This is a genomic window from Proteus sp. G2675 (genome assembly GCF_963886535.1).
Lineage (GTDB): Bacteria > Pseudomonadota > Gammaproteobacteria > Enterobacterales > Enterobacteriaceae > Proteus > Proteus mirabilis.
This window is the reverse complement of sequence record NZ_CAWPCB010000028.1, coordinates 21,894-39,855: the sequence shown is the minus strand read 5'-3', so window position 1 is coordinate 39,855 and position 17,962 is coordinate 21,894. Positions and strand designations below refer to the sequence as shown.

Genomic DNA, 17,962 nt, shown 5'->3' with positions numbered 1-17,962 from the left:
TAATTTATCAACGATTTACGCATTAGACTTGGGTATTGCGGTTATTTTTGCTAAATTAAATGATTATTTTTGATTGGTTAGAAACACATGTTTGTATTTAACGGACAACAAATCGAGACAGATAGTCACGGTTATTTAAAAAACAGCAATGAATGGACCGAAGAGATGGTGCCAATATTAGCTGAACTTGAAGAAATTGAACTCACAGAGCAACATTGGGAAATTATCCGTTTTGTGCGCCAGTTTTATTTAGAATTTAATACCTCACCGGCGATCCGAATGTTAGTGAAAGCATTAGCACAAAAATATGGCGATGAAAAAGGCAATAGCCGTTATCTATATCGCTTATTCCCTAAAGGTCCTGCTAAACAGGCAACGAAGCTCGCGGGCTTACCTAAACCTGTCAAATGTATTTAATACTAAGATGCATAATGGCGGATTGAAAAGTCTGCCATTTCTTCATATTGGCATGGTGTTGCCGACCAGAATACAATCTTACTCCCTATTGGTCCTCCAGCAGCCAACCAATCTTCTATTTTTCTCAGTACCTGCTCTTCAGCAAAAGCTCTGATCCCCACACTGCCATCATCACGATTCCACACATAACCCGTAATAGGCTGCTTTTTCATCCATTGATAAGTATGAAAGCGGAAACCGACACCTTGTACACGACCTTGAATAATATATTCTCTACCAACCTTCATTTACCTACCCTCCAAACTTATATGTAACGCAAAAATTCCGATAAGATTGTTGTCTTTTCTTTATACAATAGATAATCTGATTTTGTGAGGTTTGCATTTACACTGGATAACGACGTGTTTAATTTTGTTACACCTTGAAATTTCACTTTATGCCCTCATATACAGAAATTATTAAAGCAAGGTTTTACGGAGGTGATAAATGATGATCGCCAGCAAATTTGGAATAGGCCAGCAGGTTAGACATAAACTACTCGGTTATTTAGGTGTAGTTGTTGATGTGGATGCTGAATATTCCCTTGATCAACCTAACGAGGATGATATTGCATCTAATATGACCTTGCGATCAGCGCCTTGGTATCATGTTGTCATGGAAGATGATGAAGGACAGCCGGTTCATACCTATTTAGCTGAAGCTCAAATAACTTATGAACTCTCAGATGAGCATTTAGATAATGACTCAATGGATGAGTTGTCACAATCAATCCGCAACCAATTACAGGCTCCGCGATTAAGAAACTAATTTTCTTCCATTCTTAACCTTAATGATAATCGCCGAATACATTTCGGCGATTTTACTCTGCCTATTACCAAGGCAATCCGTGGGCTTCTATCTCTTTTTTAGGACAGCGATCCATAACCACACGCAACCCCGATTGTTCAGCTAATGCTTTTGCTTCTTCATTGATCACACCTATCTGTAACCATAAAACTTTAGCATTAATTTTAATCGCTTCTTTGGCAATCTCGAGCGCTGCTGCTGATTGACGAAATACATCTACCATATCAATCGCCACAGGAATATCTTGCAAATGACCATAACATTGCTGGCCTAATATTGTTTCCCCTGCCATACCCGGATTAACGGGGATCACCTCATAGCCTTGCTCTAATAAGAATTTCATGACTTTATAACTAGGGCGATCTTCTTTATGACTTGCACCAACCAGTGCAATTGTTTTGACACTTCTTAGAATGTCATAAATCTCTGAATCAACCATTTATATGCTCCGTTATCAGCAGGAAGATTGAAAATCTTATGATACATCATAGTATCTTGTTCCGCTCATAGCTTGTAAGATAAAAAAAAGGTATGTTGACAACTGGAATAATAACTGTATTTATTTTTAAAGGTAGCAAATGGAACAAATTGACCGCACACTCGCCACAGAAAAAAATATTGCGTTAGTTGCACATGATCACTGTAAAAGCTCATTGCTTGAATGGGTTAAAAACAACAGTGAACAGCTTTCTCACCATAAGTTATTTGCCACAGGAACAACAGGAAATCTGGTTAATCACCATACAGGATTAGAGGTCACTCAGATGTTAAGTGGCCCCATGGGCGGTGATCAACAAATTGGTGCTATGATCGCAGAAAAGAAAATTGATATTCTTATTTTCTTTTGGGATCCACTCAATGCCGTTCCTCATGATCCAGATGTGAAAGCGCTGTTACGCCTAGCAACAGTTTGGAATATTCCCGTAGCAACCAATCGTGCGACGGCTAATTTTCTTATTTCGTCCCCTCTTTTTTCACAAGAGTCAAAAATTAAAATTCCCGACTATGAAGGTTATTTAAAAGAACGTTTAAAATAATGCCTTATGGTTTTTTTTGCGTAGGGACACCTTGAGATTTTAACTCTGACACAAAACAAGATGGTTGTTGTTTATTAAATAATAACCATACTTGTTTTTTTGCTCTTGTTAATGCCACATACATTAATCGGCGCTCTTCAGCATCAGGATAGTCTTCAACAGGGGGTAATAAAGCGGTTTCTATAATCGACTCTCTTGCCGGAGCTGGAAATCCGTCTTTACCCGATTGTAAACCTAATATAATCACATAATCAGCTTGTTGACCTTTTGAAGCATGAAAAGTCATAAACTGTAATTTTAATTTGGGCCAGCGCGTTTTCGCCTTTTTCAATAAATCAGGTTGTAAGTAATGATAACGCGCTAATAAAAGGATCGTTTCATCGTCACTGACATAACCACTCATTTTATTTAATAAACTTTCTAATTGATCATCCGGCAATAATACAACGGCTTTTTTATTACCTTTTGTTAAGCTATTTAAAGGCTTAGCTAATTGATTAGGATTTTGTTGAATAAATGTATTGGCAACGTCACCTATAGTCGAATTAAAACGATAAGTGGTATCTAATGCACACTCAGCACCATCACCAAAAGATTGATGAAACGCTGTTGTTAGTAATAATTCAGCCCCACTAAAGCGATAAATAGCTTGCCAGTCATCACCAACTGCAAATAATGAAGTTTGTGTATTTTGTTGTTTTAACGCATTTAATAGTGCTGCTCTTAGTGGTGAAATATCTTGGAATTCATCCACCAGAATATGTTTCCAAGGACTGACGAAACGCCCTTTTTCTATCAGATTAATGGCTTGATGTAATAGCCCTGAAAAATCAATGGCATTCTCTTCTTTTAATGCGGTTTTCCATGCCTTTAACAGTGGTGCTAATAGTTTTAAACACTTTTTAAATGCATCCGTATATTCTGCAGGCACAGAATCAATCATTGTTTTTTGGCTACCACCTTGCATTCTTAATAAACTGATCCACCGCTCTAACCTTACGGCAACTTGATTTTCTAATTTTTTATCATACCAAAACTCCCCATCAGGGATATCCCATGCTAGTTCTTCAGATAACCACTCACGCCAGCCTTTCGCTTGTGCTTTTTTCTGCTGACACTGCTCACGCCACTGCGTTAACAATAGTGTTCTTCTCTTTTCACTATTGATTTCTAATTCGCTGATCTTGGGTTGTTTTTTAGTTGACTGTTGGATAATAAATAATGCCAATGCATGAAAGGTTTTCGCCGTAATATCAGCGTTTAAGCGCTCAGATAAACGTTGGTTCATCTCTTCAGCGGCTTTACGTCCAAAAGCCAATAGTAGAATTTGTTCAGAGGTTGCTAGTTTACGACGTAACAACCACCCTGCTCTTGCCACTAGTACCGACGTTTTACCACTACCAGCACCCGCTAATACCAATATATTATCTTCACCGTTGATAACGGCTTTACATTGCGATTCATTTAAAGGCGATGTTTCAATGGTAGTAAAAAACTCCGCATGCTCTGTCAACATACGGGTGATCCATTGCTCATTTTCTTGCGCAATTAATGCCTTACCTTGCTGTAACCACTGTAAACAGCGTTGATAATGCACCTTACAGTTATCAAATTGAGCAAGTCGTTCCAGAGGAAGAGGAATAGCAGAAAAACTTTCTTGGATAGCCTGTTGAATACCGGCTAACTGGTTTTGTTTTATCCATTTATCGCTTTGAATTATATCTTGGATAGAAGAGAGTTGCTTTTCAAGTACTTGCGCCGTTATCTCACTCATCTCTTGGCTCCATATTTGCCAAGTTTGATAAAGATAGCGGTAAAATTGTTGCGTTTCTTCCCAGTCCGTTCCATGCAAACGAACCACTTTATTGTCGGGCAGTAAAAACTCTAACTCTCCCCACACAATGCCTTTTTTACAAAAAATGTCGATCAATTCATTAAAAGGAATTAAATATTGATGCTTTTCACCACTGACCTCAATACCCGCATTTAACAATTTTACCCTGTTATAAGGATGCTGAGCTAAACGTTGTCCCATTGGGGTTGATTTCAGTTCCATTCTGTAATTCCTACAATAAATAACAAATAGTCTGTCGTTAAACTCTTTTTTATCTGTAATAAACCCTATATTCTAAGAGGTAATTATCTCCATCTTGTTTATTTAAGGGCTTTTTGTGTTCAATTTGTTTAATGGCGCCCGCCGATTTATCTATAATAGCCACTTTTTATATTATATTCGCATAATAATCGCACTTACGGGAACGACTTTATTTCCATGGGCTTTAGGACAAGAACCAAAATATACTATACCTCTTACATTAGGTGTTGTCGCAGCCGCATTAACTGACTTAGATGATAGGCTTGTGGGCCGCTTAAGAAACCTTGTGATCACCTTATGTTGTTTCTTATTAGCATCAACATCCATCGGATTACTCTACCCTTACCCTATTTTATTCTTTTGTGGTCTTGCTATCTCCACTTGGGGGTTTATTTTATTAGGCGCCTTGGGTCAGCGTTATGCTACCATCGCCTTTGGTGCGCTATTAATCGCTATTTATACCATGTTAGGTATGCCGATTTTCCCAGAATGGCATGAACAACCTATTTGGCTCCTTTTAGGCGCGATTTGGTATAATTTGCTTACCTTAATTGGTCACCTACTTTTCCCTATTCGTCCCGTTCAAGATAGCCTTACGCGTTATTATCAGCAGCTTTCCGCTTATCTAGAAGCCAAGGCCGCATTATTTGATCCCGATATTGAAGGTGATCAACAGCAATTACTGTATAACTTGGCATTGGCTAATAATCAGTTAATTGAGGCAATGAGCCAAACTAAACTAACATTACTAAGCCGTTTAAAAGGTGATAGGGGCCAGCGTAGCAGTCGTTTCACATTGCATTATTACTTTGTGGCTCAAGATATTCATGAACGGGCCAGCTCTTCTCATATTCAATATCAATTACTGAGTGATAGATTACGCCACAGTGATGTCCTTTTCCGCTTTCAGCGCTTACTGTCAATGCAAGCAAGAGCCTGCGAACAAGTCGCTCAATCTATTCTTTGGCATAAAAAGTACCAACATAATCCTCATTTTGAACGTGCAATCACTCATTTAGAAAATGCACTTAATAATGTAAAAAACAGTACTTCTGATCCACAAATTATTGCGCCACTCTATAATTTATTACAAAACTTACAGGGCATCGATGCTTTATTAAAAAGTATTAGTACAGAGCAATATCAAATCTCTCATGACCAAAAAGAAGAAACTCAGTTATCTGATGAAGGGCTTACTGGGTGGCGAGATATCGTGCTAAGAATAAAAGGTCACTTAACACCAAAATCAGCTCTATTTAGACATGCAGTACGAATGTCACTTGTCTTATGTATAGGTTATGTGATCATCCAGTTTTTTGATTTGCATCGAGGATACTGGATTTTATTAACCAGTTTGTTTGTCTGTCAGCCTAACTATAATGCGACACGTAGACGATTAACATTACGGGTCAGTGGCACTATTATTGGTATTTTAATTGGTTTCCCTATTCTCTATTTTGTGCCTTCCATCGAAGGTCAATTAGTGCTTATTGTTGTGACAGGTACGCTCTTTTTTGCTTTCCGAACCGTACAATACGCTCATGCCACTTTGTTTATTACCCTACTCGTTTTATTGAGTTTTAATTTATTAGGTGAAGGCTATGATGTCGCACTACCGCGGATCATTGATACGTTAATTGGATGTGCCATTGCCTGGTTCGCAGTCAGTTTTATTTGGCCGGATTGGAAGTTCCGTCAGTTGCCATTGCTCATCCAAAAAACCATGACCAATAACTGCTACTATCTTGATGCGATCCTCATTCAGTATTATCAAGGAAGAGATAATAGCGTTAATTATCGTATTGCACGCCGTAATGCACATAGCAGTGATGGTGAGTTAGCATCTTTAATTTCTAATATGTCATCAGAGCCTAAAAGCTTTCAAACCTCTCAAGAAGAAGCATTTAAATTACTGTGTTTAAATCATACTTTACTGAGCTATATTTCAGCGTTAGGTGTTCATCGTTGCAAAATTGAAGATGAAGCAGTACTCACCCTGCTTAATGATACTGTCTGTTATATTGATTCAGCGTTGAGACGTAAAAAACCACAAGATAATGATTTTATACAATCTCACGATCAACTTATCGCACGTGTTAATGCACAACCAAGTTCAGATAACGCCCGTATTCAATTAGTGTTAACGCAAATACGCTTGTTACTGGATTTATTGCCACAAATTGTCAATTGCATTGAGCTAATTGAGCAAACAGAATGGCAAAACGATAAAGATAAATTAGCTACAGCTTGATGGATAAAAAGTTATTTTCTCTAATTTCTATTAGAACCTTAGAGAAAATAACAGACTCTATTGGCTTAAGTTTGCTCTTATTCCGTTATTCCTGTTCATTCTAATGTACTCAAGTACGAGTACTGTAGTTTAATAGGATTTAACGGATAACTCTTTATACCAATTTAACAATTCCATTTTTAATTGACTAGGTAACACAGAGCGATGACAGCCAACAATAGCACCTGCTAACGCAAGCAATAAGTCGCTATTTCCTTGCTTAGGTTGCGCAATCAGTTTTAAATAACATGCCTTCGCACCGATCGTACGTAATTCCTCGATACGGTTAATCCCAACTTGATTCAGCTTTTTCTCTAATGCTATGCCCAAGTTGGGTAAATCTTTGATACGACGAGGCTGCTTTTGCTGCCCTAAAAACTCCTGAGTACTATAGTGATATGCAAAATCGATATATTGATTGAGCTTAGCGCTATTACGCCATATTGCTTGCGTAATACGATAATAGCGCAATGTAATGGGGATACCTTTTTTTAGATAGACGTATGCATCCATGTTGTTTGCTTTATAGAGTGTTTCAACAAAACCACTCCCTTTTAAATAAAATTCATTATCAGCAGTAATCGCAAAGATAACCTCATCAACCATTAAGCTATAACCGCCAAATTGAGACTTCTTACTTAACTTTCCATATTCCGCTACGCGCGATAATAAATGAGCCTTCCTTTGCTCAGGTAAAATTGACATCAGATCTCCAAACCACAAAAAATATTTTTTATCTTAAAATTCAAATATATGACTGTATTCTTGATGGTTAAGACAATAAATAAATGTCCTTTTTTTGCCAATAGTTACCCGCTCAAAAATATGAATTTACATAAATTTTGAGAGCAACTTTCAAAAAATTGATCTTGATTTAAGTGAAACTCAGGTATACTGTATATACATACAGTACATATTGAACGAGGTAAATATGAAACTCTCAACATCATCTTTGGCAAGACAAAATGGCCTTTTCCAAGAGATCTCTACTGAGGTATTACCTCTCTCTATGGCCTCCGATGCAATTACAACAACAATGCCCGATAATAGACAAGGCATGGTAAGTGAACTTCTTTACCAAAATCCCTTGATGATTAACCACATCTTACTACCTCTGTTAAAACAGTATAGCCATGAATCACGTTGGTTACTGTGGTTAAGTCCACAACAAAAATTAAATCGTAGTTGGTTAAAAGAAACCGGCTTACCCCTGAATAAAATCATTCAACTCAATCATGTTGATTCAATTAATACTGTGGAATTAATGGAGAAAGCGCTACTAAGTGGAAACTACAGTGTAGTATTGGGTTGGTTACCAGAAATATCGTCAGAAGAGATGAAAAGATTAGAATATGCTGCCAGCATCGGTAAAGCGTTAGGTTTTATCATGCGACAACAAAACAGTAATCATATCCAAATAGAAAACAATAATTCCTCTAAACGACATTTAAACTCGATAAAAATTCATTCGAATCACTACCATTAGTGAAATTTAAGAGTTTTCCTAATACTCATAACGCAACATTATCATTTAAGATAAGTCATAATCAATTGTAACTTAAATCATATGGTTACAAGAAATTTAACAAAAATATAGAATAATTCTTATTGTGAATAACGGCCGATCTTTTTAAAATTTTAAGTCGAATTTTAAAGGGATACTTGTAACTTTTTAAGTTCATTGTAGACTTTATATCGTTAAGGTTATGCTTTAAATCCCGTTTTTGGGGATCATCATTTGATGAAAGCATCGAATTCCTAACAATAATTTAACCAAGGGCAAATAATAAGGCTTAAAGCCAAATGCCTAACTTGGATGATAACGAGGCGTAAAATGAAAAAGACAGCTATCGCATTAGCAGTGGCAGTGGCAGCTTTCGCAACTGCAGCGCAAGCAGCTCCAAAAGACAATACTTGGTATACCGGTGGTAAATTAGGTTGGTCTCAGTATCAAAGTACTGGTAACAATTGGGACGGCGTGAATATCGGTAACGGTAGCACACACAAAGACCAAATTGGTGCTGGTGCATTTGCTGGTTATCAGTACAACCAATACTTAGGTTTTGAACTGGGTTATGACTGGTTAGGTCGTATGGCTTATAAAGGTTCATACAACAACGGTGCATTCAAAGCTCAAGGTATCCAATTAACCACTAAATTAAGCTATCCAGTAATGGATGACTTAGACGTTTATACACGTTTAGGTGGTATGGTATGGCGTGCAGATTCAACTGCAACTATTAATGCAACTTCAGCAGGAACTCAAAAACGTTTCTCTGAAAATGATACTGGCGTTTCTCCAGTATTCGCATTAGGTACTGAATACGCGATCACTCCTAACATTGCTACTCGTCTTGAGTATCAGTGGATCAACAACATCGGTGATAAAGGTACTCTGAACGCTCGTCCAGACAATGGTATGCTGAGTGTTGGTGTTGCTTACCGTTTCAACCAAGAAACTCCAGCTCCAGTTGTTGAGCCAGCTCCAGTAGTTGCTCCAGCTCCAGTTGTTGAGAACAAAACCTTTACTCTGCGTTCAGACGTTCTGTTCAACTACAACAAATCTTCTCTGAAAGCTGAAGGTCAAGAAGCACTGAATGGTCTGTACAACGAATTAGCTAACATCGACCCAACTCAAGGTCGTGTCGTAGTTATCGGTTACACTGACCGTATCGGTTCTCAAAACTACAACCTGCCTCTGTCAGAAAAACGTGCTCAATCTGTAGTTGATTACCTAGTATCTAAAGGTATTCCTGCAAACAGCATCTCTGCAGAAGGTCGTGGTAAAGAAAACCCAGTAACTGGCAACACTTGTGACAACATCAAAGCTCGTGCAGCTCTGATCGATTGCTTAGCGCCAGACCGTCGTGTAGAAATCGAAATCCAAGGTACAACTGAAGTTGTTGTTCAACCTGGTCAATAATTCAAATAGTAGAAACATCTACTGTAATGAATTCTAAAAAAACCCTGCTTCGGCAGGGTTTTTCTTTTGATGATGACTTTAAATAATTAGCAGAGATATTCTCTATACCTCTTAAGTTAACGCTATACTGATGATCTCTCGATAATAAACAACACTATCGTCATTCTACTCTTTTTTCTGTTTGTCTCGTTCTAGTAACTCAATTAGGCCATCTTTTAGGTGATGTACTTTTAGTGCATACTGCTCTTTTCGCTCCGCATCTTCGATAAGCTGGACAATCGTTTCTGATAATGTCAAACCTCGGCGCTGAGATAGTGCTGATAGGCGTTGCCAAACTTTAAAAGTTAAATCGATAGATTTTTTACGCGTATGCTGATGTTCAGCATTAAAATAACGCTTTCTTCGAGCACGAATAGTTTGCTTCATTCTATTCGATAACTCAGGGTTCATATGTAAGTTGATCCATTCAAGCACTTTTAATGGTTGAGATTCAAGGCGTAATAGTTGCTCAACCACTTCATCGGCGGCGCTTTTTTCAACATAACGGGTGATTAATTCACCTTCGCGATGTTTTTTTACCAAATAAGCCCACTTCCAGCCACATTCTAGATTTTCTAACTGTTGATATTTCATACAAATCACCGTGACAACGTAACTATATACTAGCATATCAACAATTTTGCCAAAAAACTGCCTTAAACCGAATATTTTTGCTTAAATTATCACCAAAAAAGATAAGTAGCTTTTGTTACCTCCCACCGACAAATGTCAGAAGGGATAGTTTTCTAACCACGTTGTGATAGAATCGTGCGTCGCTATAATAAAACAATACATTCAATTTAATAGGTTATAGCAAAAGTAATGGCAGCGTATATTCCCGGCCAAAAGTATAGACATAATATAACTGTCAATAGCTGTCTTATTGCAGGATAGATACCAGCTATTAACGCTTTATGTTAACTTCCATGTTCACTACTCAATAATAAAAACGGTAACCTTGAAAAACAACGAATTAGAATGGCAGGCGTTACGCCCAGATTACGCCTCCTACCAGACTTTCTTTCAAACAGCATCGCAATTGCCTGCATCTTCACTTCGTGAGGTTCAACCTCGCTTATATGAAAGCTTACAGTGGCTAAATAATGCAGAAGCAGGCCAATTTATGCTGTTAAAAGCAGAAGATTCTACTGCTTATTTCGAAACACTCGCTGATACATTACAACAAGCAGAGATAAAAACTTATCCTGTTGTAGGTGCCTATCAAGCTGAATCTAATCAAATTTATTGGCAAGAAAATGTAGAAGGCTCATTTTCATCATCAGAATCTATTGCTTGTTGCCAATGGATAGAGCCAGAACAACTTTTTGGTTCATTTTATTATCATAAAGATAAGCTCCTCGTTAACCCAGGACTGTTGCATAAAGTCAATGGTGGTATTTTAGTCTTATCCATTAAAACGCTCTTAGCACAACCTTTAATGTGGTTCCGACTGAAAAAGATGGTTGAAGAGCAACGCTTTGAATGGTTAGTGTGGAATGACCATCAAGCACTTCCTTTGCCTATTGAAGCCATGCCCCTTCACTTGCGTGTTATTTTAGTGGGCGATCGCCTAAGCTTAGAAGAGCTTGAGTTTATGGAGCCTAATATCAGCAGTACGGCACTATATGGCGAATATGAATACGATATGTATTTAGAAGATGAAACCGCCCTGAGCCAATGGTGTGGTTTTGTTAATGGACTTTGCCAAAAATATCGTCTTCCTTCATTATCTGCTGATGCTTGGCAAGTATTACTGACTCAGGGCGCAAGAGAGCATGAAGATCAGCTTATCTTATCTCTCGATCTTGAATTCATATTACGCCAATTGCGTTATGCCATGCGTTTTAATCATGACGCTTATCTTGATGCTGAGGCGCTTAAAAAAGCGCAAGAAAATCGTTTATGGCGACATAGCTACTTATTAGAACGAAGCCGTGATGAAATATTACAAGGCCAAGTCACTATTCACACTGAAGGTGAAATGGTAGGCCAAATAAACGGTCTTTCTGTCTTAGATTATCCCGGTTATCCCGATCTAATTGGCGAGCCAACTCGTATTACCTGTGTGGCTCATATTGGTGATGGCGAACTGGTCGATATTGAACGAAAAGCAGAATTAGGTGGCAATATCCATGCAAAAGGCATGATGATTATGCAAGCCTACTTAAATTCTGAATTACGATTAGATCAGCCACAACCTTTTAGTGCTTCCGTCGTTTTTGAACAATCTTACGGTGAAGTAGATGGTGATAGTGCCTCACTAGCAGAATTATGTGCGCTAATTAGTACATTGTCACAACACCCAATTGATCAACAAATCGCCGTAACCGGTGCCGTAGATCAATTTGGTCAGGTACAACCTATTGGTGGTGTTAATCAAAAAATTGAAGGCTTTTTTGATATCTGTCAGCAAAGAGGATTAACAGGCTCACAAGGGGTTATTATACCGCTGGCGAACGTGCGACATCTGGTTTTAAACGAGAGCGTGATACAAGCCGTCAAAGAAAATAAATTCCATATTTGGCCAGTTGTCCATGTTGCAGAAGCAATTACTTTGCTAACACATCAGCCTTATTACGAAGAACAATGTGAAAATCCACAATCAAATGAACACTTGTTAGCTATTATTCATGATCGAATAACACAAGCGAATAATCAGGATAGGCCTAAGTTACCTTGGTTCCTACGCTTATTCAGATAATTCTGTTTCAAGTGATCGGAGTTGTTCAGCGTACAAGTGTAAGCTATTCTGTTATCTTACACTTGATAAAGGCTATATAAACAATGGTTGATAAACGCGAATCTTATTCTAAAGAAGACCTCATTGCTTCAGGCCGTGGTGAATTATTTGGCCAAGATGGCCCACCACTGCCTTCAGGTAATATGCTAATGATGGATCGCATCATTAAAATGACTGAAGATGGCGGCTCCCATAATAAAGGCTTTATCGAAGCAGAATTCGATATCAAGCCAGACTTATGGTTTTTTGATTGCCACTTTGTCAATGATCCTGTTATGCCGGGTTGTTTAGGGCTTGATGCAATGTGGCAACTGGTAGGTTTCTACCTAGGTTGGTTAGGCGGTGAAGGTAAAGGCCGAGCTTTGGGTGTGGGTGAAGTGAAATTCACTGGACAAATTCTACCAACAGCCAAAAAAGTCACCTATAAAATTGATTTCAAACGTGTTATCAATCGTAAGCTTATTATGGGTATTGCTGACGGTGAAGTTTATGTTGATGGTAAACTGATTTATGAAGCCAAAGATTTAAAAGTCGGCTTATTTAAAGATACCTCAGCATTTTAAGTCAATATTACACATAGATAGATAAGAGCCTATTCTCTTCGATGAGATTAGGCTTTTTCTTTTATGGTGGTATGGTGGTATCTCAGATAAGAGTACTTGGCAAGTTTTCGCCCTACCGTACTTTACAACATAAAAAGGCCTACCGCGGTAGACCTTTTTATTTCCAATTCACAGTTGTTATTTATATTCAAATTGTCCTATGTTCAAGTTATTCATAGGAATATGCATAAATAACCCTCTTTTGATTATCAATTAAATCTTGGTGATAATATTTGCGATAACACAGGTGTCCGCAGTATCACGTCGACGGGTTATTTATTTTGCAAGCCCAGGGCGATCTTCCATGGCCTGTCGCCAACCTCCTAGCCAATGTGAACGTGCATCAATGGCAAAATAGGGACACTGCTCTTTTGAACGACCTTGCATACCGGCTTGGTAACCTTTCGATAATGCTCTAGCTAAACGATCTCGTTTCTGTCTTTTCATATTTAGACAACCCTCACGTTCTAAGTTTAAGCGGAAAGATAATGATTGTTTTTCATACAACCACTATAAATTGATACGCTTTATTGAGGATTTAAGCAAGTAAAGAAATTAATATAATTGTCATATTTGTGATACTAAGCTGGATCCTATTTAAATCACCTTAGATTACAATTAATTATATTTAATATAATTAAATAATTTATATCTATTTGTATTTATTAATAAAAGACATAAAGCAAATCATAACAAGCTGATTTTTATTTATTTTTATAAAAAAATAATATTAAAGATCCGATTTCTGACCTAAATAATAAAAACAATAGCTTGAAAATAAATAATCGATTTTTTTCAATTTATGTCAATATAACAATCCTATTAGAATTGCCTATTTTCTACTATTCACAGTAGTAAAAATAAAATTTATGCCAAATAACCATAGCAACATTAATGATATAACTTAAGTTATCGACAAATATGAAGCCTGTTAACTAAAAAACCTCTATTAACTCAAATTCTTCAAATATTAATTCCATATCTGGAGAGTAGGTGCCTTCTCGCATAAAGAATTCTTTATGTCCTTGTTGCCAATATGACAAGCTTAGATCACCCTCACCTTCTTTACGCGCTAACTGTTCTGTGACTTCAGAAAAACGTACCAATGTTAAAGAGCGTGTTCTGATAACACAAATAGGAACCCCATGGCTATTTAAAATAATATTGTAACCACCAATTGTTGGCGTGACTGGATCACTAAAAAAACCACTTAATGAGCTACATGTTGCTGTTTTTTTTCTTTCAACGACAAGTTGTGCAAGTTCATCAGCAAGCTGCGGATTATCCCCGAAAGACCAACAAATCGCTGTAGGGTATTTCTTTTTTATCAATTCCAGCATGAGATTTTTCTCTCGTTATCTCGAATAAAAAACCAACACCTGATTTTAGTCAGGCATTGGTTATTCCTATATTACTGTATAAAACAATTAATATTGTGATTTAATTGTTTTTGCGATCTCAGCGACGACATTCTGCCATCCTTCCCCTAGCGTACGTACCAGAGCCGGATAGCCATCTTCCGTTTGTGTTAACGCGACAGAAAAAGGCTGACTAATCACTTTATTGCCTTGAGTGTAGATCCAATCACCAGCAATAATCACTTTGCCGTCATATCGACCTTGAAAATAATTAACATTGACAGTCAATTTAGCAAGTTTATCTTCAATAGGTTGTGTCGAGACCACTCGATTAGGGAATTCTTTTGCTAATCCCACAACCAGATTTTGCTGTAGCTGTTGATCAAGCGGGTTTATCCACAAATGTTGGTTAGCAACGGTATAATTGATATCACTGGTTTGATAGACAATGCCCGTGTTAACTAACATATCAGATAAACGGATAGGCTGAACCCAAATCTGATCTTGCTTTGCGCTCTCAGTAGTTGTAACAACCTTATTATTTGCACCTTGATAAACATCAGGTAATTGATAATAAGCTTTATCAGGCACACTTGAACAAGCCGTCAGCATCAATACCGCGATCCCAATAATATATTTCATTATTTTTCAGCCCTCTTTGGTTCAGGATCTTTACCTTGTTGTGCTTCAAAAATTAATGCGTTGCTCTTATTGTTTAAGGTCTTCAATAGCGGTTGCATCTCTCTGAGCACTTGATCTAAGCGTTGCATATTATCAACCATTTTACTGTATGCCGGTGAGCCAGGTTGGAAACCTTGCATACTGCGATTGATCTCTTTTAATGACTGTTGAATATCATTAGGCAGTTTTTGGAAGTCATCACTACCAATCATAGCATTTAATGATTTCAGAGTTTCCTTCGCTTCAGCAACCGCTTTTTGACTTTCGGTTAATGTCGCAGTCATCTCTTTCAACATTGGCTCAACAGGAAGATTGTTGATCTTATCCAATGAAGTCATCACTTTTTGCTGAATTTGCGTTAAACCAGAACTGACTGTGGGTATTTGTGGTAATCCTGCAACAGTTTGTGGCCCTTTCCAAGGTTCAACATCTTGATAAAAGTCCAGATCAATATACAGCGCACCTGTTAATAGATTGCCTGATTTTAACGATGCTCTTAATCCATTTTTAGCAGCAGAAGAAAGCTCTTTTACGAAATCAAAACTTTCACCTACATCATTCGCAAAACGTTCCGGCTCAACATGGATAAGCACAGGAATACGGAAATCTTTATCTAACGATTGTTGCATTTCTTGGGTGTAATAAGGTACTTGAACAACCGTACCCATTCTAATACCACGGAACTCAACTGGCGCTCCGGCTTGTAATCCTCTTATAGAATCAGAGAAAAACATAATATAGCTACGGTAATCGGTATATAACGAATTTTGAATACTCTTTTCGTTATCATAAAGTTTAAATTCTGTTTTAGGGGCAATAGCTTCACCAGGTAACCACCCCGTTGGCACATCAAAACTCACCCCACCGCTAAACAGTGTGGAAAGCGAAGCCATTTCAACACGAACCCCTGATGATGACATATCAAATGCAATGCCTGAATCTTTCCAGAAACGAACATTCGACGTGACCATTTTGTCATAAGGTGCTTTGATAAAAAGCTGGTAGTGCATATCTCGGCTTTCAATATTAAATTCACTCGTCTCAACCGAGCCGACTTGATAACCCCTAAATAATACCGGATCACCTGCATTAAGCTGGCCTGCTCTTTCACTGACTAAATTAATGCGTATCCCCTTTGCATCCGGAGAGGCCAGTGGCGGAGAGTCCAATAAATTAAATTCATCCTGCTCTTTGCCTGTTAAACCGGGTTGTAGCTCAATATAAGCACCTGAGAGTAGAGTACCTAAACCAGTGACACCTTCTTTTCCCACTTGTGGTTTAACCACCCAAAAAGCGGTATCAGCACGCAGTAGTTCTTTCATTTCATTATCGAGACGAGCTTTGATGATCACTCGACTAAAATTACTATCTAATGTCACACTTTCGACTAAGCCAATATCAACACTACGGCTCTTTATTTTAGTTTTACCTGCTTCAATACCATCAGCATTATAGGTTATTAATGTGACTTCAGGACCTTGATGACTGAAATGATAATAAAGTATCCAAGCTCCTATCAATAACGTAACAAGAGGTATTATCCAAACTGGAGACCAGCTTTTCAGTTTATTAATTTTTGCTTGTGTTAAAGCAGTATCGTTCTTTTCAGTCACCCTTAGGCTCCTTAATCATGGGTTTATCATCATCGGCAGTACATTTATCCCATGTTAACCGAGGATCAAACATCATTGCAGAGAACATCGTTAATACAACAACCAATGCAAATAGCACTACACCAAAATCGGGATAGATACTCATCAGACGTCCCATTCTGACTAATGAAGCTAAAACAGCGATAACAAAAACGTCAATCATTGACCAACGCCCTACATATTCGACCACTTCATAGAGAAAGTGCATTCTCGCCGGATCACGTTTTCCTTTGGCTTTATGTGCATCCCAGCATAACCAACCGATAGCCACCATTTTTAAACTAGGTACCATAATACTGGCAATAAAAATAACCATTGCCACAGGATATGAGCCATCTTCCCAAAGTAAGATAACCCCAGCCATTATGGTTGAGTAAAGATTATTACCCAGCGACTCCGTCACCATAATCGGCAATAGGTTAGCCGGAATATAAAGAATTAAAGAAGTAATTAAGAAAGAGAGCGTCCATTGCAAACTATGAGGTTTTCTCGCATACCCTTTTACTTCACAACGACTACATTCATATTGATCAGCCGGTAAAATAGCAGTGCAAGAACGACATAATCTTACCCCTTGCTTTAAACCTGTTTTACCTGATTCAATTTTAGGATAAGCGGGTCGCGATTCTAGTTTTTCCCATAATGTATGGCGATCTAAACATTGAAATGCACGAATTTGTAATAAGCAGTAAAGTACATAAGGTAGGAAGCTTAACCCTAAGCCGATATCACCATACGCCATTAGCTTGACAAAACTGACTAAAATACCGGCTAAAAAAATCTCTGCCATACACCACGATTTTAATTGGAAAAGAATTCGTGATAGCCAAATTTGTAATTTTCTTGGCAGCTTAATGGGTGTACAAAGCAGTAAAATCGCTATCATGCAGAAAGCAGGAACCACTTGTACAAAGAGTAAAAAGAAAGCGCCTAGCTCAACATAATTTTCGCTAAACATCACATTTGGGATCTGCATTAAAGTAATGTTATTGGTAATTCCTGCCACTTCCATACTGACAAAAGTAAATTGGCAAGCCATTAACAACATAAATAATGCACTAATCGCCAAGGCTACAGGCTGATAAAAAGGTTGTCGCCAACGTGCTGTTAGCAAAGTGTGACAACGTGGACAGGTCGCCTTGGTTCCTTGGGCTAATTCAGGAACACTCACTACCAGATCGCACTGAGGGCACAATATTTGCTCATGTTGTTCTTCATGACAAGAATGTTGACCCGAACACACAACGGCACCTCTCATTTATTTGATAATCAATAAACAACA

General features: G+C 37.9%; 18 protein-coding genes. 8 read left to right on the top strand and 10 right to left on the bottom strand.

Annotation, left to right across the window (positions count from 1 at the left end; genetic code table 11):
- Positions 1–87: 87 nt before the first annotated feature.
- A complete protein-coding gene (gene tusE, locus AACQ49_RS07500) occupies positions 88–417 on the top strand; it encodes a sulfurtransferase TusE (protein WP_004244693.1) in 330 nt (109 codons plus the stop codon).
- A gap of 2 nt (positions 418–419) precedes the next feature.
- Here the strand turns inward: tusE and AACQ49_RS07495 are convergent, their stop codons facing one another.
- Positions 420–704, bottom strand: a complete 285-nt coding sequence (locus AACQ49_RS07495; protein WP_004244692.1) for an acylphosphatase — start codon at positions 702–704, stop codon at positions 420–422.
- Between the two features lie 199 nt (positions 705–903).
- Between AACQ49_RS07495 and hspQ the strand changes: the two genes are divergently transcribed.
- Positions 904–1,224: a heat shock protein HspQ gene (hspQ, locus tag AACQ49_RS07490; RefSeq protein ID WP_004244691.1), complete on the top strand. Its 321-nt coding sequence runs from the start codon at positions 904–906 to the stop codon at positions 1,222–1,224.
- A 64-nt stretch (positions 1,225–1,288) separates the two neighbouring features.
- Here the strand turns inward: hspQ and AACQ49_RS07485 are convergent, their stop codons facing one another.
- A complete protein-coding gene (locus tag AACQ49_RS07485; protein ID WP_004247691.1) occupies positions 1,289–1,702 on the bottom strand; it encodes a CoA-binding protein in 414 nt (137 codons plus the stop codon).
- A gap of 139 nt (positions 1,703–1,841) precedes the next feature.
- On the opposite strand from AACQ49_RS07485, the gene AACQ49_RS07480 reads away from it, so the two are divergent.
- Complete coding sequence (locus AACQ49_RS07480; RefSeq protein WP_004244689.1) at positions 1,842–2,300, top strand: methylglyoxal synthase; 459 nt, start codon at positions 1,842–1,844, stop codon at positions 2,298–2,300.
- 4 nt (positions 2,301–2,304) lie between these two features.
- Here AACQ49_RS07480 and helD read toward each other — a convergent pair whose 3' ends face one another.
- On the bottom strand, positions 2,305–4,356 hold the full coding sequence (helD, locus tag AACQ49_RS07475) for a DNA helicase IV (RefSeq protein ID WP_071425906.1): 2,052 nt from the start codon (positions 4,354–4,356) through the stop codon (positions 2,305–2,307).
- A gap of 115 nt (positions 4,357–4,471) precedes the next feature.
- Here helD and yccS point away from each other — a divergent pair, with 115 nt between their 5' ends.
- Positions 4,472–6,646, top strand: a complete 2,175-nt coding sequence (gene yccS / locus AACQ49_RS07470; protein ID WP_004247689.1) for a YccS family putative transporter — start codon at positions 4,472–4,474, stop codon at positions 6,644–6,646.
- A gap of 129 nt (positions 6,647–6,775) precedes the next feature.
- On the opposite strand, the gene AACQ49_RS07465 is transcribed toward yccS, so the two are convergent.
- On the bottom strand, positions 6,776–7,390 hold the full coding sequence (locus tag AACQ49_RS07465; RefSeq protein WP_004251927.1) for a TfoX/Sxy family DNA transformation protein: 615 nt from the start codon (positions 7,388–7,390) through the stop codon (positions 6,776–6,778).
- A 226-nt stretch (positions 7,391–7,616) separates the two neighbouring features.
- Here AACQ49_RS07465 and sulA point away from each other — a divergent pair, with 226 nt between their 5' ends.
- Positions 7,617–8,171: an SOS-induced cell division inhibitor SulA gene (gene sulA, locus AACQ49_RS07460; protein WP_004247687.1), complete on the top strand. Its 555-nt coding sequence runs from the start codon at positions 7,617–7,619 to the stop codon at positions 8,169–8,171.
- Between the two features lie 348 nt (positions 8,172–8,519).
- Positions 8,520–9,608, top strand: coding sequence for a porin OmpA (gene ompA, locus AACQ49_RS07455; protein ID WP_004247686.1), 1,089 nt, complete (start codon positions 8,520–8,522; stop codon positions 9,606–9,608).
- Positions 9,609–9,773: 165 nt separating this feature from the next.
- Here the strand turns inward: ompA and matP are convergent, their stop codons facing one another.
- A complete protein-coding gene (gene matP, locus AACQ49_RS07450) occupies positions 9,774–10,241 on the bottom strand; it encodes a macrodomain Ter protein MatP (RefSeq protein ID WP_036894628.1) in 468 nt (155 codons plus the stop codon).
- A gap of 364 nt (positions 10,242–10,605) precedes the next feature.
- Between matP and AACQ49_RS07445 the strand changes: the two genes are divergently transcribed.
- Together AACQ49_RS07445 and fabA are read left to right on the top strand one after the other, a co-directional pair.
- Complete coding sequence (locus tag AACQ49_RS07445; RefSeq protein ID WP_135092311.1) at positions 10,606–12,348, top strand: AAA family ATPase; 1,743 nt, start codon at positions 10,606–10,608, stop codon at positions 12,346–12,348.
- Positions 12,349–12,431: 83 nt separating this feature from the next.
- Positions 12,432–12,950 (top strand): bifunctional 3-hydroxydecanoyl-ACP dehydratase/trans-2-decenoyl-ACP isomerase, encoded by a 519-nt coding sequence (gene fabA / locus AACQ49_RS07440; protein ID WP_004244680.1) that lies wholly within the window; start codon positions 12,432–12,434, stop codon positions 12,948–12,950.
- Positions 12,951–13,265: 315 nt separating this feature from the next.
- On the opposite strand, the gene rmf is transcribed toward fabA, so the two are convergent.
- The 5 genes from rmf to pqiA form a co-directional block, all read right to left on the bottom strand.
- Positions 13,266–13,436 (bottom strand): ribosome modulation factor, encoded by a 171-nt coding sequence (gene rmf / locus AACQ49_RS07435; protein ID WP_004244679.1) that lies wholly within the window; start codon positions 13,434–13,436, stop codon positions 13,266–13,268.
- A 488-nt stretch (positions 13,437–13,924) separates the two neighbouring features.
- Complete coding sequence (locus tag AACQ49_RS07430; RefSeq protein WP_004244678.1) at positions 13,925–14,329, bottom strand: ASCH domain-containing protein; 405 nt, start codon at positions 14,327–14,329, stop codon at positions 13,925–13,927.
- 87 nt (positions 14,330–14,416) lie between these two features.
- Positions 14,417–14,989: a membrane integrity-associated transporter subunit PqiC gene (gene pqiC, locus AACQ49_RS07425; protein WP_004244677.1), complete on the bottom strand. Its 573-nt coding sequence runs from the start codon at positions 14,987–14,989 to the stop codon at positions 14,417–14,419.
- The gene (pqiB, locus tag AACQ49_RS07420; RefSeq protein WP_004244676.1) at positions 14,989–16,641 is read right to left on the bottom strand and encodes an intermembrane transport protein PqiB; all 1,653 of its coding nucleotides are present in this window, start codon (positions 16,639–16,641) and stop codon (positions 14,989–14,991) included. The genes pqiC and pqiB overlap by 1 nt, the downstream gene beginning before the upstream one ends.
- On the bottom strand, positions 16,634–17,923 hold the full coding sequence (pqiA, locus tag AACQ49_RS07415) for a membrane integrity-associated transporter subunit PqiA (RefSeq protein WP_004247682.1): 1,290 nt from the start codon (positions 17,921–17,923) through the stop codon (positions 16,634–16,636). The genes pqiB and pqiA overlap by 8 nt, the downstream gene beginning before the upstream one ends.
- Positions 17,924–17,962 lie beyond the last annotated feature (39 nt).

Bases quoted from the DNA above. Each gene is read 5' to 3' on its own strand.
- tusE (WP_004244693.1), top strand. From the start codon at position 88: ATGTTTGTATTTAACGGACAACAAATCGAGACAGATAGTCACGGTTAT.
- AACQ49_RS07495 (WP_004244692.1), bottom strand. From the start codon at position 704: ATGAAGGTTGGTAGAGAATATATTATTCAAGGTCGTGTACAAGGTGTC.
- hspQ (WP_004244691.1), top strand. From the start codon at position 904: ATGATGATCGCCAGCAAATTTGGAATAGGCCAGCAGGTTAGACATAAA.
- AACQ49_RS07485 (WP_004247691.1), bottom strand. From the start codon at position 1,702: ATGGTTGATTCAGAGATTTATGACATTCTAAGAAGTGTCAAAACAATT.
- AACQ49_RS07480 (WP_004244689.1), top strand. From the start codon at position 1,842: ATGGAACAAATTGACCGCACACTCGCCACAGAAAAAAATATTGCGTTA.
- helD (WP_071425906.1), bottom strand. From the start codon at position 4,356: ATGGAACTGAAATCAACCCCAATGGGACAACGTTTAGCTCAGCATCCT.
- AACQ49_RS07465 (WP_004251927.1), bottom strand. From the start codon at position 7,390: ATGTCAATTTTACCTGAGCAAAGGAAGGCTCATTTATTATCGCGCGTA.
- sulA (WP_004247687.1), top strand. From the start codon at position 7,617: ATGAAACTCTCAACATCATCTTTGGCAAGACAAAATGGCCTTTTCCAA.
- ompA (WP_004247686.1), top strand. From the start codon at position 8,520: ATGAAAAAGACAGCTATCGCATTAGCAGTGGCAGTGGCAGCTTTCGCA.
- matP (WP_036894628.1), bottom strand. From the start codon at position 10,241: ATGAAATATCAACAGTTAGAAAATCTAGAATGTGGCTGGAAGTGGGCT.
- fabA (WP_004244680.1), top strand. From the start codon at position 12,432: ATGGTTGATAAACGCGAATCTTATTCTAAAGAAGACCTCATTGCTTCA.
- rmf (WP_004244679.1), bottom strand. From the start codon at position 13,436: ATGAAAAGACAGAAACGAGATCGTTTAGCTAGAGCATTATCGAAAGGT.
- AACQ49_RS07430 (WP_004244678.1), bottom strand. From the start codon at position 14,329: ATGCTGGAATTGATAAAAAAGAAATACCCTACAGCGATTTGTTGGTCT.
- pqiC (WP_004244677.1), bottom strand. From the start codon at position 14,989: ATGAAATATATTATTGGGATCGCGGTATTGATGCTGACGGCTTGTTCA.